This window comes from Isoptericola sp. NPDC056578 (assembly GCF_042793275.1).
Taxonomy (GTDB): Bacteria; Actinomycetota; Actinomycetes; order Actinomycetales; family Cellulomonadaceae; genus Isoptericola.
This window is the reverse complement of the sequence record NZ_JBHTVC010000083.1, coordinates 1-15,080: the sequence shown is the minus strand read 5'-3', so window position 1 is coordinate 15,080 and position 15,080 is coordinate 1. Positions and strand designations below refer to the sequence as shown.

The 15,080-nt window shown below is 72.6% G+C and carries 13 protein-coding genes and 1 tRNA gene; 5 read left to right on the top strand and 9 right to left on the bottom strand.

The genetic code is table 11. From position 1 onward, the window contains the following. Positions 1-318 precede the first annotated feature (318 nt). Positions 319-987 (top strand): rhomboid family intramembrane serine protease, encoded by a 669-nt coding sequence (locus tag ACFQ80_RS21250; RefSeq protein WP_430565050.1) that lies wholly within the window; start codon positions 319-321, stop codon positions 985-987. Positions 988-1,061: 74 nt separating this feature from the next. On the opposite strand, the gene ACFQ80_RS21245 is transcribed toward ACFQ80_RS21250, so the two are convergent. After that, the gene (locus ACFQ80_RS21245; RefSeq protein WP_430549430.1) at positions 1,062-1,322 is read right to left on the bottom strand and encodes a cell division protein CrgA; all 261 of its coding nucleotides are present in this window, start codon (positions 1,320-1,322) and stop codon (positions 1,062-1,064) included. Between the two features lie 130 nt (positions 1,323-1,452). Here ACFQ80_RS21245 and ACFQ80_RS21240 point away from each other — a divergent pair, with 130 nt between their 5' ends. Both ACFQ80_RS21240 and ACFQ80_RS21235 read left to right on the top strand, forming a co-directional pair. Further along, positions 1,453-2,184 (top strand): DUF881 domain-containing protein, encoded by a 732-nt coding sequence (locus ACFQ80_RS21240; RefSeq protein WP_430549431.1) that lies wholly within the window; start codon positions 1,453-1,455, stop codon positions 2,182-2,184. Between the two features lie 107 nt (positions 2,185-2,291). Beyond that, a complete protein-coding gene (locus ACFQ80_RS21235) occupies positions 2,292-2,972 on the top strand; it encodes an aminodeoxychorismate/anthranilate synthase component II (protein WP_430565049.1) in 681 nt (226 codons plus the stop codon). A 32-nt stretch (positions 2,973-3,004) separates the two neighbouring features. Here ACFQ80_RS21235 and ACFQ80_RS21230 read toward each other — a convergent pair whose 3' ends face one another. From ACFQ80_RS21230 to ACFQ80_RS21195, 8 genes are read right to left on the bottom strand one after another with little or no spacing between them, the layout of a single operon-like run. After that, entirely contained in the window at positions 3,005-3,904 is a 900-nt protein-coding gene (locus ACFQ80_RS21230; RefSeq protein ID WP_430565048.1) for an aminoglycoside phosphotransferase family protein, read from the bottom strand. A 48-nt stretch (positions 3,905-3,952) separates the two neighbouring features. After that, positions 3,953-5,971 carry a Stk1 family PASTA domain-containing Ser/Thr kinase gene (gene pknB, locus ACFQ80_RS21225; protein ID WP_430565047.1) on the bottom strand — a complete coding sequence of 673 codons (2,019 nt, stop codon included), beginning with the start codon at positions 5,969-5,971 and terminating at the stop codon, positions 3,953-3,955. Then, on the bottom strand, positions 5,972-7,519 hold the full coding sequence (locus ACFQ80_RS21220) for a protein kinase (RefSeq protein ID WP_430565046.1): 1,548 nt from the start codon (positions 7,517-7,519) through the stop codon (positions 5,972-5,974). It abuts the gene before it with no gap. Next, positions 7,516-8,979, bottom strand: a complete 1,464-nt coding sequence (locus tag ACFQ80_RS21215) for a peptidoglycan D,D-transpeptidase FtsI family protein (protein WP_430549436.1) — start codon at positions 8,977-8,979, stop codon at positions 7,516-7,518. The genes ACFQ80_RS21220 and ACFQ80_RS21215 overlap by 4 nt, the downstream gene beginning before the upstream one ends. Further along, complete coding sequence (locus ACFQ80_RS21210) at positions 8,976-10,550, bottom strand: FtsW/RodA/SpoVE family cell cycle protein (RefSeq protein WP_430565045.1); 1,575 nt, start codon at positions 10,548-10,550, stop codon at positions 8,976-8,978. Before ACFQ80_RS21210 ends, ACFQ80_RS21215 begins: the two co-directional genes overlap by 4 nt. Beyond that, positions 10,547-11,962 carry a Stp1/IreP family PP2C-type Ser/Thr phosphatase gene (locus tag ACFQ80_RS21205; protein ID WP_430565044.1) on the bottom strand — a complete coding sequence of 472 codons (1,416 nt, stop codon included), beginning with the start codon at positions 11,960-11,962 and terminating at the stop codon, positions 10,547-10,549. Before ACFQ80_RS21205 ends, ACFQ80_RS21210 begins: the two co-directional genes overlap by 4 nt. 7 nt (positions 11,963-11,969) lie before the next feature. Continuing rightward, the gene (locus ACFQ80_RS21200) at positions 11,970-12,464 is read right to left on the bottom strand and encodes an FHA domain-containing protein (protein ID WP_430549439.1); all 495 of its coding nucleotides are present in this window, start codon (positions 12,462-12,464) and stop codon (positions 11,970-11,972) included. A 10-nt stretch (positions 12,465-12,474) separates the two neighbouring features. Beyond that, positions 12,475-13,194: an FhaA domain-containing protein gene (locus ACFQ80_RS21195; RefSeq protein WP_430549440.1), complete on the bottom strand. Its 720-nt coding sequence runs from the start codon at positions 13,192-13,194 to the stop codon at positions 12,475-12,477. Between the two features lie 254 nt (positions 13,195-13,448). On the opposite strand from ACFQ80_RS21195, the gene ACFQ80_RS21190 reads away from it, so the two are divergent. Beyond that, positions 13,449-13,532: transfer RNA gene (locus ACFQ80_RS21190), tRNA-Leu, on the top strand. A gap of 716 nt (positions 13,533-14,248) precedes the next feature. Continuing rightward, positions 14,249-15,025, top strand: coding sequence for a hypothetical protein (locus tag ACFQ80_RS21185; RefSeq protein WP_430549441.1), 777 nt, complete (start codon positions 14,249-14,251; stop codon positions 15,023-15,025). Positions 15,026-15,080: the final 55 nt, after the last annotated feature.

Genomic DNA, 15,080 nt, shown 5'->3' with positions numbered 1-15,080 from the left:
GAACCTCGTCGCAGTCCCGTTCACGCGCCCAAGGGGCGCTCCACTTCGGGAAAGATGGAACTGCGACGAGGTTCCCGACCCCGACCTTTCCATCGCCTCACGGAGGGCCGACTCATCTCGACACCGCCAGCCCCGCAGTTCGGACAGCCCGCCGACGCGCCGCCGGTGTGCCCGCGGCACCCGGACCGCGTCTCCTACGTGCGCTGCCAGCGTTGCGGCCGGCCGACGTGCCCCGAGTGCCAGCGGCCCGCCGCCGTCGGGATCCAGTGCGTCGACTGCGTCAAGGAGGCGTCGCGCGCGGTCCCGAGCGCACGCACGATGTTCGGGGGCACGGTGCGGGGCGGGCGGCCGGTCGTCACGCTGACGATCGTCGCGCTGTGCGTGGTGAGCTGGGTGCTGCAGCTCGTCACGGGCGGTGAGTGGACCCAACGGTGGGCGTTCGCCCCGTCCGTGGGGCTGGACCAGCCGTGGCGCTTCCTCACCGCGGCGTTCCTGCACTCCACCAGCATCCTGCACATCCTGTTCAACATGTACGCCCTGTGGCTCACCGGCCCGTTCCTCGAGCAGGCGTTCGGGCGCGGACGCTTCGTCGCGCTGTACGTGCTGTCGGCGATCGGCGGTTCGGTGGGCTACCTGCTGCTCGCGACGCCGACGATCGACGGCGGGTGGAACACCGCCGTGGTCGGGGCCTCCGGGGCCGTCTTCGGGCTGTTCGGCGCGATCATCCCGGTCCTGCGCCGCACCGGGCGCAGCGCCGCGCAGATCCTCGTGCTCATCGCCATCAACATGGCGATCCCGTTCTTCGTCGGCGGGATCGCGTGGCAGGCGCACCTGGGCGGCCTGGCGGTCGGACTGGCGATGGGCGCAGGTTTCGCCTTCGCGCCCCGCGAGCGGCAGGCGCTCGTGGGATGGCTGCTGCCGCTGGGGGTGGCCGTCGTCCTCGTGGCCGCGACCCTGTGGAAGTACGCCTCCGTCGGCTGGCTCTGACCGCACGGCCCGACCCGTCGTCCACAGGGTTGCCCACAGGTGTGGAACGAACTACACGGGTGGAAGTCCCGGCGTCAGCGCCAGCGCGTGGTGAGCCCGAAACCCGCGATGATCAGCACGAACCCGACGGCGAGGTTCCAGGCGCCGAGCGCCGGGATCGGGAGCCCCAGGCCCTGTGCCGTGAGGTAGTACAGGACGATCCACGCGAGGCCCAGCAGCATGAGCGTGAGCATCGTCGGCACCAGCCAGCGGGGGTTGCCCTGCGGCTTCGCCTTCGGCGTGACCGGCTGCTCGTCGGGCGTGCTCTTCTTCTTGCGGGACTTCGACTCGGGCACGGGGAGGTCTCCTGTCCGGACGGGTGGGTGGCGGCCGCGGGCCGGATGCCCGCCACCGTCGGCGATTCTGTCGACTAGCGTAGTCGTCAGCAGGCTCGAGAAGGACAGCAGGGGACTGACAGGGGTGCCGATGAACCGCCGACTGCGCCAGAGCGCGACCGTCGCGTGCGTCCTCGCCGCGTCCGGGCTCCTGTTCACCGCCAGCGCGCAGCTCGCTGACACCAAGGACGGTCGCGACCCGCAGGACCTCGCCGAGCTCGTCACCACGGAGTCCGACCGGGTGGCCGGCCTCACCGACCGCATGAACGAGCTCGAGGCCGAGATCGACGACCTCGGCAAGCAGACCGGCACGGACCTGCCCACGCGGAGCGCCGACCTCGTGGCCGACGAGTCGGTCGTCACCGGCGCCGCGGCCGTCTCGGGGCCCGGGCTGCGGGTGGCGCTCGACGATGCGCCCGCGTCCAGCCAGTCGATCGCCGGGGTGCGGCCGGACGACCTGGTCGTGCACCAGCAGGACGTGCAGCACGTGATCAACGCGCTGTGGGCGGGCGGCGCCGAGGCGATGACGCTGCAGGGCGAGCGCGTCACCGCGACGTCGGCGTTCCGCTGCTCCGGCAACATCCTGCTGCTGCACGGCAAGGTCTTCTCCCCTCCGTACGTGATCGAGGCGGTGGGCGACCCCCAGGAGCTGCGGGACTCGCTCGACGCGGACCCGGGCGTCGCGATCTACCAGCAGTACGTCGACTGGGTCGCCCTCGGCTGGTCGGTCAAGGACGCGGGCACGCTCCAGCTCCCCGCGTACACCGGCAGCTCCGAGATGAAGTACGCGACGGTCCCCGCCGGCACGGACGTGTTCTCGTGAGCGCCACGACCGTCGTGGGCGCCGCGGTGCCGGGGCCGGGCCGGCGATGGCGTGGCCGCCGTCCCGCCCCGCAGCCCGCCTGACCACCTCCCCGAAGCGAGACAGCCATGACCACCCCCGCCCCCACCACCGCCGGCCCGCGCATCCTCGTGGTCGACAACTACGACTCGTTCGTCTACACGATCGTCGGCTACCTCGACCAGCTCGGGGCACGCACCGTCGTGGTGCGCAACGACGCGGTGCCCGAGCCCGACGCCGACGGCGTCTTCCACGACGCGGACGGCGCGCCCTTCGACGGCGTGCTCGTCTCCCCCGGCCCCGGCACCCCGAAGGAGGCCGGCTCGTCGGAGGACGTCATCCGCGCCTGCGCCCGCTCCCGCACGCCGATGCTCGGCGTGTGCCTGGGCCACCAGGCCCTCGCGGAGGTGTACGGCGCCACGGTCGCGCACGCGCCGGAGCTCATGCACGGCAAGACCAGCCTCGTCGAGCACGACGGCGAGGGCGTGCTCGACGGCCTCGCGTCGCCGTTCACGGCCACGCGCTACCACTCCCTCGCCGTGCTCCCGGAGACCGTGCCCGCCGAGCTCGAGGTGACGGGCGCGACGGCGAGCGGCGTCGTCATGGGTCTCCAGCACCGCGAGCTGCCGCTGCACGGTGTGCAGTTCCACCCCGAGTCCGTGCTCACCGAGGGCGGGCACCGGCTGCTCGCCAACTGGCTCGCCGTGTGCGGCGACGACGGCGCGGTCGAGCGGTCCGCCGGCATGGCGCCGCTGGTGCACCAGGGCTGACGTCGTCGCGAGCGGCTCGTCGGGAAGCCGGGTCAGACGCTCGCCAGGACCCGGTCGAGAGCCGCCCGTCCGGCTGGACCCCATGCCGGCTTGCCGCCGGGAAGGCCACGGTCCCCGTTCTGACCCATCAGCATCAGGAAGAGACTCTTCAGCGCGGCCAGCCCGCGGGCGCGCCGGACCGTCGCGTCGTCCGCCTCCCCGTAGGCGGCGAAGAAGCGTGCGGCCGCGCCCTTCGGCAGCAGGACCCAGGCGGCCGCCAGGTCGGACGCCGGGTCGCCGGCGGACAGGTCACCGAAGTCGACGACGCCGGCCAGCGTCCCGTCCGCGACGACCACGTTCGCGGGGTGCAGGTCGCCGTGCACCCACACCGGCGGACCCGCCCACGCCGCGGCCGAGACCGCGTCGTCCCAGACCGCCCGGACGTCGGCGGCGTCGGAGCCGATCGCGTCGGCGTCGACGGAGTCGAAGAAGTGGTCGAAGCCGTCCGACCAGTCGTGGGGATGCGCGCCGCGCCCGCCCGCCGTCGGTGCGTCGGCGGGCGCTGCCACATGCAGCGCCCGGAGGAACGCCGCCAGGGTGTCGGCCGCGTGCTCGCCGCGGGTGATCGAGGCGTGGTCCAGCGGCGTGCCCGGCACCCAGGTCATGACCGTCCACACCTTGGGGAACCGCTCGGAGGGCGCACCACTGCGCACCGGGACGGGGATGGGCAACGGCAGACGCGGGGCGAGCAGCGGCAGCCACCGGCGCTCCTTGAGCTGGTGATCGGGGACGGTATCCATCCGCTGGATGCGCACGGCGAGCTCGTCCCCGAGCCGCCACATCTGGTTGCCCCAGCCGCCCTCCACCTCGCGGAGGGGCAGCTCCGCCAGGTCCGGGTGCTGGTCCCGCAGCAGGTCGCGGACGAGGCCGGCGGTGATGTCGACCTCGGTCATGCTGAGCGACCTTAGTGGATCCGATGCGGCTGGGGAGCTCGACCGGCCCTAGCTGTCGCCGCCGAGGTCGAGACCCGGCAGCCCGCCGGCGTCGTCGGTCTCGTCGTCCGTGGGGTCGCCGGACGGCTCACCCGTGGGCGTCTCCTCCGCCTCCGGGCCGCTGGACACCACGACGGCGACGTTCGAGCCGACCTCGGCCTCGCCGCCCTCCGGGTCCTGGGAGATCACGAAGCCGTTCGGCACGTCCTCCGAGGGCTCGAAGGTGATCTGCGGACTCAGGTTGGCGCCGGTGATGGCCGACTGGGCCTCGGCGGCCGACTGCCCGACGACGTTCGGCACCGTCGTCATCTCCGGGGCCTTCTCCTTGGCGATGACGATCGAGACCCCGCTGCCCTGCGGGACCGAACCGGACTGCGGGCTCTGGCGGATCACGGTGCCGGCCTTCTCGTCGCTCTCCTCGGTGCTGGTCTCCGAGTTGAGCCCAAGGTTGGTGATCGTCTCCTTGGCCTTGCCTTCGGTCATGCCCACCAGGTTCGGCAGGTCGACCTGACCGGTGGAGACGACGATGTCGACGGCCGATCCTTCGCTGACCGCCTGACCCTCGGCCGGGTCGGACTTGACGACGTGGTCCTTCTCGACGCCCTTGCTGTTCTCCTGCGAGACCTCGCCGAGCGTGAGGTTCAGCTTCTCGAGCTCTGCCTCGGCCTCGTCCTGCGTGAGGCCGGAGAGCTTCGGCACGGCGACGGTGTCCGGGCCGGCGGAGAACGTCACGGTGACGATGGTCCCGCGGTCCACCTCGGCGCCGCCCGCCGGGTTCTGCCCCAGGAAGGTGTTCTCCGGCTCCGTGGACTCGGTGTCCACGGCCTGCTCGTACTCGAGTCCCGCGGCCGTGATCTCCCGCTCCGCCTCGGCGGGCGTGACGTTGGACTTGAGCTCGGGCACGGTGGTCTTGGCCTCGGCGCCGTTCATGACGAGGAACGTGATGATCGCGGCCAGCGCGACGGCGCCGATCGCGATGAGCGTCCACATGAGCCCCTTGCGGCTCTTCTTCTCGTCGTCGGGCTCGCCGTTCGCGCCCTGGACACCGGTGGTGCCCCACTGCGACGTGCTCGCCGGGTCCATCACCTGCGTGCCCTGGGGCTGGCCCATGACCTGCGTCGCCGCGGCGCCGGCCATGGCCGCGCCGATGAGCGGCGCGGTGACGTCGCCCCCGCGCAGCGCGGTCTCGAGGTCCGCGCGGAACTCCGCCGCCGTCGAGTAGCGGGCGTCGCGGTCCTTCGTGAGCGCCTTGAGCACGATGCGGTCGAGCACCTCGGGCACGTCCGAGGCGAGCTCGCTGGGTCGCTGCGGCGCCTGCCCGACGTGCTGGTACGCCACGGCGACCGGGGAGTCGCCCATGAACGGCGGACGCCCGGTGAGCAGCTCGAACAGCACGCACCCGGTGGAGTACAGGTCGCTGCGGGCGTCCACCGTCTCGCCGCGGGCCTGCTCGGGCGACAGGTACTGGGCCGTGCCGATGACGGCGTGCGTCTGCGTCATGGTCGCGGCGGAGTCCGCCATCGCTCGGGCGATGCCGAAGTCCATCACCTTGACCGCGCCCGTCGGCGTGATCATCACGTTGGCGGGCTTGATGTCGCGGTGCACGATGCCGGCCTGGTGCGAGTACTCGAGCGCGCTGAGGATGCCCGCCGTGATCTCGACGGCCTCCTCGATCGGCACCGCCGCGCCGTCCTGGAGGATGTCGCGGACCGTGTGGCCCTCGACGTACTCCATGACGATGAACGGGACGTGCACGGACGCGCCCTGCGTGTCCGTGTGCGTGTCCTCACCGGTGTCGTACACGGCGACGATGGCGGGGTGGTTCAGCGCGGCGGCCGACTGGGCCTCGCGACGGAACCGTGCCAGGAAGGACGGGTCGCGGGCGAGGTCGGACCGCAGCACCTTGATCGCGACGGTGCGACCCAGGCGCGTGTCGTGCCCGATGTGCACCTCGGCCATGCCGCCGCGGCCGATGAGCTCACCGACCTCGTAGCGGCCGGCGAGTACCCGGGGCGTGTTGTCCACCACTCAGAAGTCCTTCTCGGTCATGGCCGCGCGCGGGGCGCGCGGCGTGTCTCGGAGCATCATCCCAGAGGAGGGAGGGGCAGCCGTGCGGGAGGGGCGGGAGACCGCGAGGGCCGGTCCCACCAGGAGGGCCGCCGCCTGGCCCCCGGCGTCGGCCGCCATGGCCTGCACGATGGTGGCGAGCAGCAGGACGACGAGGAGGCCGAGCAGCGCGAGCAGCGGCCAGGAGAGGCGCCCGAGCGGGCCGAAGCGCTGGCCCGTCGACGTGGACGTCCGGCGCTCCGGCTTCGCCTCGGGCGCGGCGCGGGACGCCGAACGGCTCCGGGTGCCGGTCGGGGCGGTCTTGCGCACCGGGGGACGGCGGGCGTCATGGGCGCCGGCGCGCACGTCGCGGCGCAGCGGGTAGGCGCGGCCGGCGCCGAGGTCGTCGACGGGCGTCGGCGGGGCCGGCTCGTCGCCGTGGGGCGCCGGCCCGGAGGCCGTCGTGCGCTCGTCGTCGGACGGCGTGACCGACGACCACGCGACCGGCAGCGCGGCCGACGGCGGCGTGGCGGGGCCGGCGGGAGCGTTCGGTCCGGCGGTGCCGGCGGGACCTGAGGGGCCGGCCGGGCCGGCGGGTCGCGGCGTCGTGGGGGCGGCGTGCGCGGGGACGGAGCGGGCGGGTCGGGCGCCCTGGCGGGCGGCGGCGGCGCGCCGCGCGGACCGGGACCGGGCGCCCAGCGGGTCCTCCGCGATCTCGCGGGCGAGCGACTCGAGCTCCCCCGCGAGCGCGGCGGCCGACTCGGGTCGGCGCGACGGGTCCTTCTCGAGCATGCGCCCGATGACGTCCGCGAGACCCGGGTGCACGTGCGTGGGCAGGGGCGGGACCGGGGCGTTGACGTGCGCCACGGCGATGTCGACCGGCGTCGAGCCCGTGAACGGGCGCTTGCCCGCCGTCGCCTCGTACGCGACGACGCCGAGCGCGTACAGGTCGGACGCCGCCGTCGCGGGCTGCCCCACCGCCTGCTCGGGCGACAGGTACTGCGCCGTGCCCATGACCATGCCGGTGGCCGTCATGGGGGCCTGGTTCGCGGCGAGCGAGACGCCGAAGTCGGTGATCTTCACGCTGCCGCCGTGCTCCAGCAGGATGTTGCCGGGCTTGACGTCGCGGTGCACCACCTTGGCCAGGTGCGCGTGGTGCAGGCCCCGCGCCGTGGCGGCGAGGATCGGCAGCAGCTTGCGGGGCGCGACGACGGGCTCGCGCTCCAGCAGGTCGGCCAGCGGCTCGCCCAGCACCAGCTCCATGACGAGGAAGCCGGCGCCGTCCTGCTCGCCGTAGTCGTACATCTGGGCGATGTTCGGGTGCGACAGGGCGGCGCTGTTGCGCGCCTCAGTGCGCAGGCGGCGCAGGAAGTCCTCGTTGCCCGTGTACTCCTCGCGGAGCACCTTCACGGCGACCTCGCGGCCCAGGTAGCCGTCGTCGGCCACCCAGACCTCGCCCATGCCGCCGATGGCGATCCGGCGCGTGAGGCGGTAACGCTCGCCGAGCGCGAGCCCCGTGGACGGCCTCATCCGTTCAGCACCGCTTCCATGACGGCCTTCGCGATCGGCGCGGACACCGAGCCGCCGGTGGCCTGGCCACCGAGCTTGCCGCCGTTCTTGACGACGACGGCCACGGCGACCTGCGGGTCGTCGGCCGGCGCGAACCCGGTGAACCACACGTGCGGCGGCTGGGAGTTGTCGCCGTGCTGGGCGGTGCCGGTCTTGCCGGCCACCTGGACGCCCGGGATCTGGGCGGTGGTGCCCGACCCGGACTCGACGACGCTCTTCATCATGTCGGTGAGCTGGCTCGCGGTCTTGTCCGAGACGGCACGGCCGAGGCTGGTGGGCGACGTCTGGCGGACCACCTCGAGCTGCGGGTCGCGGACCGTGTCGACCGAGTAGGGCTGCATGACCTCGCCGCCGTTCGCGATCGCGGCGGAGACCATGGCGACCTGCATCGGCGTGGCGGCCACGCTGCCCTGGCCGATTCCGGACAGCTCCACCTGCGCGGAGTTCATCTCGTCCGGGTCGGGGTCGTACTGGCTCGCGGCGGTCGAGAACGGGACCTCGTACCTGCTGCCGAACCCGAACTTCTCGGCCTGCTCGTTCATCGCGTCGGCGCCGAGCTCGCCACCGAGACCCAGGAAGGCCGTGTTGCAGGAGATCCGCAGCGCGTCGGCCAGCGTCATCTCCCCCGAGGAGGCGCAGGAGGTGCCCGCGAAGTTCCCGACCTGGGTGCTCGTGCCGGTCAGGGTGTAGGTGGACGGGGCGTCGATCACCGTGTCGGGCGTGTAGTCGCCGCTCTCGAGCGCGGCGGCCGTCGTGACGAGCTTGAACGTCGAGCCCGGGGGCGGGTTCCACGCCGTGGCGCGGTTGACCAGCGGGTCGTCGTCGTCGTTGAGCAGGTCGGTGTACGCCTGGCCTGCCTCCTTGGTGGAGTGCGACGCCAGGTCGTTCGGGTCGAAGGAGGGCTTGGACACCATCGCGAGGACGGCGCCGGTCTTCGGGTCGAGCGCGACGACGGCGCCCTGCTGGTCGCCGAGCGCGTCCCAGGCGGCCTTCTGCGCCTTCGGGTCGATGGTGAGCTCCACCGACGACCCCTCCGGGTCACGACCGGTGAGCAGGTTCTGCAGCCGGTCCACCCACAGGGCGTCGGCCTGCCCGTTGAGGTAGTCGTTCTCCGCGTGCTCGATCGCCGTCGTGCCGTTGGCCAGCGAGAAGAAGCCGGTCAGCGGCGCGTAGAGCTTGCCGTTCGTGTACTCGCGCTGGTAGCCGAACTCGTCGTCGACGGGCTTGGACAGCGCGACCGCCTCGCCCCCGACGACGATCGGGCCGCGGGCGCGCCCGTACTCGGCGTAGATCGAGCGGATGTTGCGGGTGTCGCTGTTGAGCTCGTCGGCGTGGAAGAACTGGATCCACGTGGTCGACACCATGAGCGCCAGGAACATGACCATGACGACGCTCGCGAGCCGGCGCAGGGTCGTGTTCACAGGTGCTCACCTCCAGTCGTGCCTCGGGGATCGTCGCGTCGGGGGTCCAGCGGCCCGCCGAACGCCTCGGTGGGGTGCGACGGCGTCGACCCGCGCGAGGGCGCGTCCGCGGCGGACCGGCGGACGGGGACGCCGCCACCGGGCGTTGTCCCGTCGTGCGCGCCGACCACGATGGGGTCGTGCATGGCGCCGCCCTGCGCGACCGTGCCGCGCATCGGCAGCGCCGACGGGCGCCGGGCGTTGTCGGAGATCCGCAGCAGCAGCGCGATGACGATCCAGTTGGCGAGCAGCGACGACCCGCCCTGCGCCATGAACGGCAGCGTCAGGCCGGTGAGCGGGATGATCCGCGTGATGCCGCCGACGACGACGAAGAGCTGCAGCGCCATGACGAACGCGAGGCCGCCGGCCAGCAGCTTGCCGAAGCCGTCGCGCACCGCGATCGCCGTGCGCAGGCCGCGCTGCACGATGAGCAGGTACGCCAGCAGGATGGCGAGCAGGCCGGTGAGACCGAGCTCCTCGCCCAGCGAGGAGTAGATGAAGTCGGAGAAGGCGTACGGCACGAGGTACGGGTAGCCCTCGCCCCAGCCGGTGCCGAACAGGCCCCCCGCGGCGAGCGCGAAGGTGCCCTGCACGATCTGGTACGACCCGCCGACCGCGTTGTACAGCTCGTTGTCGAACGGGTGCAGCCAGACGTCCATGCGGGCGCCGACGTGCGGGAACACGCTCGCGGCGACGAGCGCGCCCGCCGCGAACAGCACGAGGCCGATGAGCACCCAGCTGAACCGCTCGGTGGCGAGGTACAGCATCGCGACGAACAGCCCGAAGAACAGCAGCGAGGTGCCCAGGTCGCGCTCGAAGACGAGGACGGCCAGCGACGCGGCCCACACGATGATGATCGGGCCGAGGTCGCGGATGCGCGGCAGCTGCAGGCCGAGCACCTTCTTGCCCGCCAGGGCCAGGGTGTCGCGGTTCGTCACGAGGTAGCCGGCGAAGAAGATCGCGAACGCGATCTTCGCGAACTCGGCGGGCTGCAGGGAGAAGCCGGCGATGTTCACCCAGATGCGGGCGCCGTTGATCTCGCGCCCGATGACGGGCAGCAGCGGCAGGACGACGAGCCCCAGGCCCACCAGCATCGCCGTGTAGGTGAGGCGGCGGATCCAGCGGTGGTCGCGCAGGAACCAGACGAGGAGGATCGCGATGACCGCGCCGAGCGCGGTGTACATCATCTGCGACCAGGCGTCGGCGCCCTTCGTGCCCGCGAGCTCCAGCCGCAGGATCATGGCCAGGCCGAGTCCGTTGAGGAGCACGACCGCGGGCAGGATCACCTGGTCGGCCCACGGCGCGCGGAGGCGCAGCACGACGTGCGCGGCTGCGGCGATGCCCACCAGGAGCAGGCTGACGGCCCAGAAGTCGCCGGGCAGCTCGCCGGTGACGCTGCGGCCGACCATCGCGAACGCGCTGATGCCCGCGGTCAGGGCGAGGATCAGCAGGAACAGCTCGGCCAGGCGTGCGGGACGGCGTTCGGTGGGCTCGACCGTGCGCCCGGCGGGGGTCTCGACGTCGGCGCTCACCCCTTCGACCCCCCGTCGGCCTTGCTGTCGGCGCTGTCGGTCGTGCCCGCCGCCTGCTCGGAGTCGGCGGGCTGCTTCGAGGGCTTCGAGGTCGCCGTGCTCTTCGAGGGGGACGGCGTGCTCGACGGGGTCGCGGAGGGGGTGGGGGACGGGGTCGGCTCGGGGGCGGCCTCGGTGATGAGCCGGTCCGCTCGCTCGCGAGCCTCGGCCTCGGACGACGCCCGGATGGACCCGTCGAGGCGATCCGCCCAGTAGTCCGGGAGGTCGGAGACCGGGGTGCCGGTGAGCTCCACCGGGGTGGAGAGGGTGAGGGGGCCGGCGCTGGCCGGGATGCCCTGGAAGACGGCGACCTCGCCGTCGGCGACGCCGACGTAGTACTGCTGCTGCGTCCAGCCGTACGCGCGCCACAGGCCGTACCCGAGGCCGCCGAGCACCACGAGCACCACGAGCACCGTGATCCAGGGCCGGCGCTTGCGAGCGGGCCGGGCGTCGTCGTCGTCCTCGGGGTCGTCCGCGTCGTCGTCGGCGGCGTCCTGCTCGGTGGGCACGGGGTCGTCGGCCGGGTCCTCGACCGGGTTCTGGAGGACCGCGGGGAGCTCGCCCGTCGCTGCCGCGCCCACGACCTGCGGCACGGTCGCGCCCTCGACCGGGGCCGACGCCGCGTCCTCGGTCGCGGGGGCGTCGCCGTCCTCCACGACGTCGGCGACGACGACGGTGATGTTGTCGGTGCTGCCCGCCGTCATGGACAGCGTGATCAGCAGGTCGGCCGCCTCGTCGGGCGCCGAGGTCTCGGTGAGCACCTCGGTGATCTGCTCGGGCGAGACGAACCCGGACAGCCCGTCCGAGCAGAGCAGCCACCGGTCGCCGGCGCGCGCCTCGCGCACCGACATGTCGGGCGTGAGGTCGACGTCGAAGTCGCCCAGCACCCGCATGACGACGTTGCGCTGCGGGTGGTGCTCCGCCTCCTCGGGCGAGATGCGGCCGGTGTCCACCAGGTGCTGCACGAACGTGTGGTCCACCGTGACCTGCGTCAGGCGGCCCTCGCGCAGCAGATAGGCGCGCGAGTCGCCGAGGTGCGCCATCACCAGGGTGGTGCCGGTGTGCAGGAGGGCGGTGACGGTGGTGCCCATGCCGACCAGCTCGGGGTCGGCGTCGCTGACCCGGACCAGGTCCTGCCGGGCACGCTCCACGGTCTGCTCGAGGTCGGTCAGCGCCTCCTCGGGGCCGTGCTCCGTGCGGTCGAGCGGCGCGAGGGCGGCGATCGCGAGCCGCGACGCGACGTCGCCGCCCGCGTGCCCGCCCATGCCGTCGGCGACGGCCAGCAGGTGCGGCCCGGCGTACGCGGAGTCCTGGTTGTTGGACCGCACGAGCCCGACGTCGGACCGCGCGGCGTAGCGCAGGGTGAGGGTCACGGAGCGGTCACCCCTGGAGCTCGACGACGGACTGGCCGATCCGGACGCCGACACCCGGCGCCAGCGGCTGCGGTCCCGACACCTGGGTGTCCCCGATGAAGGTGCCGTTCGTCGATCCGAGGTCCTCCACGTACCACTGGTCACCCTGCGGGAAGATGCGGGCGTGCCGCGACGACGAGTAGTCGTCGTCGAGCACGAGGGTGCAGCCCGGCGACCGCCCGATGAGGATCGACGCCGAGGACAGCGGGAGGGTGGTGCCGGTCAGCGGGCCGGTCGTCACGACCAGGCGCGTGGGGCCGGAGCGCCGGGCGGGCGCGGGCGCGGCGGCGGCGGGAGCACCGGCGGCCGGTGCCGACTCGGCACGACGGCGCTCGGCCTTGGAGGCTCGCGGGGCGCCGCGCGGCGCCAGGTCGCGGCGCAGCACCGCGATCGCGGAGAGCACGAACACCCAGAGCAGCACCAGGTAGCCCAGCCGCAGCAGGGTGATCGTCAGCTCACTCATCCTGGGGGGATCACCAGCCTTCGGTCTGCTGGCCCGAGGCGCTGCCGGTCCAGAACATGATGCGGGTACGGCCGATGGTCAGGGTGTTGCCGTCCAGCAGGGTGGCGGCGGGCACCTGGTGGCCCTCGACGAACAGGCCGTTCGTGGAGCCGAGGTCGGTCGCGACGACGCCCTCCGGCGTCACGCGGATCTCCAGGTGGCGGCGCGAGACACCCGGGTCGTCGACCACGATGTCGGCCTCGGCGTCGCGGCCGATGACCGTCACCGGGCCGGTGAGCAGGTAGCGCTGGCCGTCGATGTCGATGAGGGGGTGGCGGGTGGACGGCGCCGCCGACGTGGCGGGGGCGACGTTGCCGCGCACCGTCGCGGAGCGGAGCTGGAAGCGGCCGCCCGGCAGGTCCTCGTGCTCCTCGAACGACACGCTGACCGGGCCCACGAAGGCGTAGTGCTGCGAGGCGGCGTACTCGGTGAGGTTCGTGGCCAGCTCGTCGGCCATCGTCTCCGCGCCCCAGGCGTCGATCTGCGAGAAGTCCGCGGACGACAGCTCGATCGTGAACTCGTTCGGCACGACCGTGCGGTCGCGCCCGACGACGGCAGCGCGGTCGTCGATCTCGCGCCGCAGGCGGCTCGCCAGCTCGACCGGCTTGATCTCGCTGTTGCGACCCACCTTCGCGAACGCGTTGTTCATCACGCGCTCCACGCCTTTCTCGAAGCGATCCAGGGCGCCCATGCCACCTCCTCCCATTGGCCCGACACGTCCGCGGGCAGACTATCTAGATCGTAGGCAGCGCCGCAGCACCACTCCTCCGCGCGGTGTGGATTTCCTGCGAACGCTCGGCGCAGAAGCGGAACCGGCAGGTCACGGCGCGGTGACGGCCGCCACGCTCACCGCCAGCGGCGGGTCCGGGCCGTTCCCGGGGTGCGCGGACCCCTCAGCAGGGGATTGGGGAGCACCCCCGGCGCCGTGCTAATCTTCTGCGGCACGCGCGAGTGGCGGAATAGGCAGACGCGCACGGTTCAGGTCCGTGTGCCCGAGAGGGCGTGGGGGTTCAACTCCCCCCTCGCGCACGTGAGGAGGGTTTCGGCTTCAGGGCCGGAACACCTTCGGAAAGTCCCGGTCAGGTTCTCCTGGCCGGGACTTTCTGCGTTCCGGGAGGTGCAGTCCGGATCTGGGCGACGGCGCGAGCCCTCTCCTGGTCTCGAGCCTGGTCGAGCCGCGTCGTGTGGGCCGCGCGGGAGGCGCGTGCGGGAGCGCGGCCGTGCGCGGCGCGGGCGGGGTGCGCGATGCGGGTGGTCCGAGCTTTCGCCGGAGGTCTGCGCGCCGAGACCGGACTCGTCCCACCCGCCGAGCTCGAGGACAACCACGACCGCCACCACACCGCCCCGGCCACCGTCGGCCCTCGCTGGCGAGGGGCCTCCCCGTGAGGACGGAGGAGGCGACGCCTCATGCCTACCGATCGGTGAGGAGCGGGTGTCTGTCTGGCCGGGGTCTCTGCGCACCTGCGGAGGCGGCCGAGCGTGGGCCGGGCGGGTGAAATCTCCGGGCCTCGGACGACCGCCGCGTGCCGCGCGGGAGGTCGGGCCGGGAGGCGACGGCCGCCCGGTCAGCCCCCGCGAGGCCCGGCATCCCGGGCCTGCGCGACCTGTCGCCCCGCCGGCGAGGCCGCTCGGCGGTATCCGCTACCGCAGGTCCTGGGCGGTCCGGGCGGTGGTTTCGGCGGGCACATATCACGGGCACCTGAATAGGATCCGCGCGGCTCATCTCTCCCCTCGAAAGGGTCCCCATGCGCATCCTGTCCAAGCTCGCGGTCACCACGGTGGCGGCGGCCTCGCTCTTGCTCGGCACCGCCGTCGCTCCCGCGACCGCAGCCGCCGCCCCGGCGATCGACGTGACCTCGATCAAGGTCACGCCCTCCAACGGCAGCACCGGGACCAACTCCGCGACGAAGTACTACGACGTCCACACGAGCGTGAAGCTCGGCAACCTCAGCGGCTACGGCCAGTACTGGTGGGCCGACATCTCCGCCGACGTCTACCGCGGCAGCACCCGCGTCGCGAAGAACCTCGACCTGGGCTCGGTCGCCTCGCAGAACTACAAGAGCCTGGACACCTACATCGCCGCGAAGTCGTCCTGGGGCCGCGGCACCTTCAAGGTGAAGAACGTGCGCGTGGTGGTCGACACCGACTACAACTCGACCACGCCGGACGTCACGCTCAAGGACGCCTCGTACTCCCGCGGCACCTTCATGATGAAGTCCTCGATCGACGGCAAGCTCAAGTACGGCAACGTCGTCCGGGTGACCTCGAGCGGCAGCCACAAGACCGTCAAGATCGGCCTGAAGAGGTACACCCCGTCCGGCTGGCACTCGTACTCGTACGCCAAGGTGAAGGTGCAGTACAAGAACTCCACCGGCTGGCACACGCGCAAGACGCTCACCCTGGACAAGTACGGCCTGAAGACCTACAAGTTCACGGCCTCGCACAAGTACAACTACCGTGTCACGATCGCTCCGACCACGACCAACGGGGGCGGCACGACCACCGCGACCCCGAAGGTCTGACGCGTCGCACCACGCAGCAAGGGCCTCCGGCCCGGGGACGTCCCTTTCCACGTCC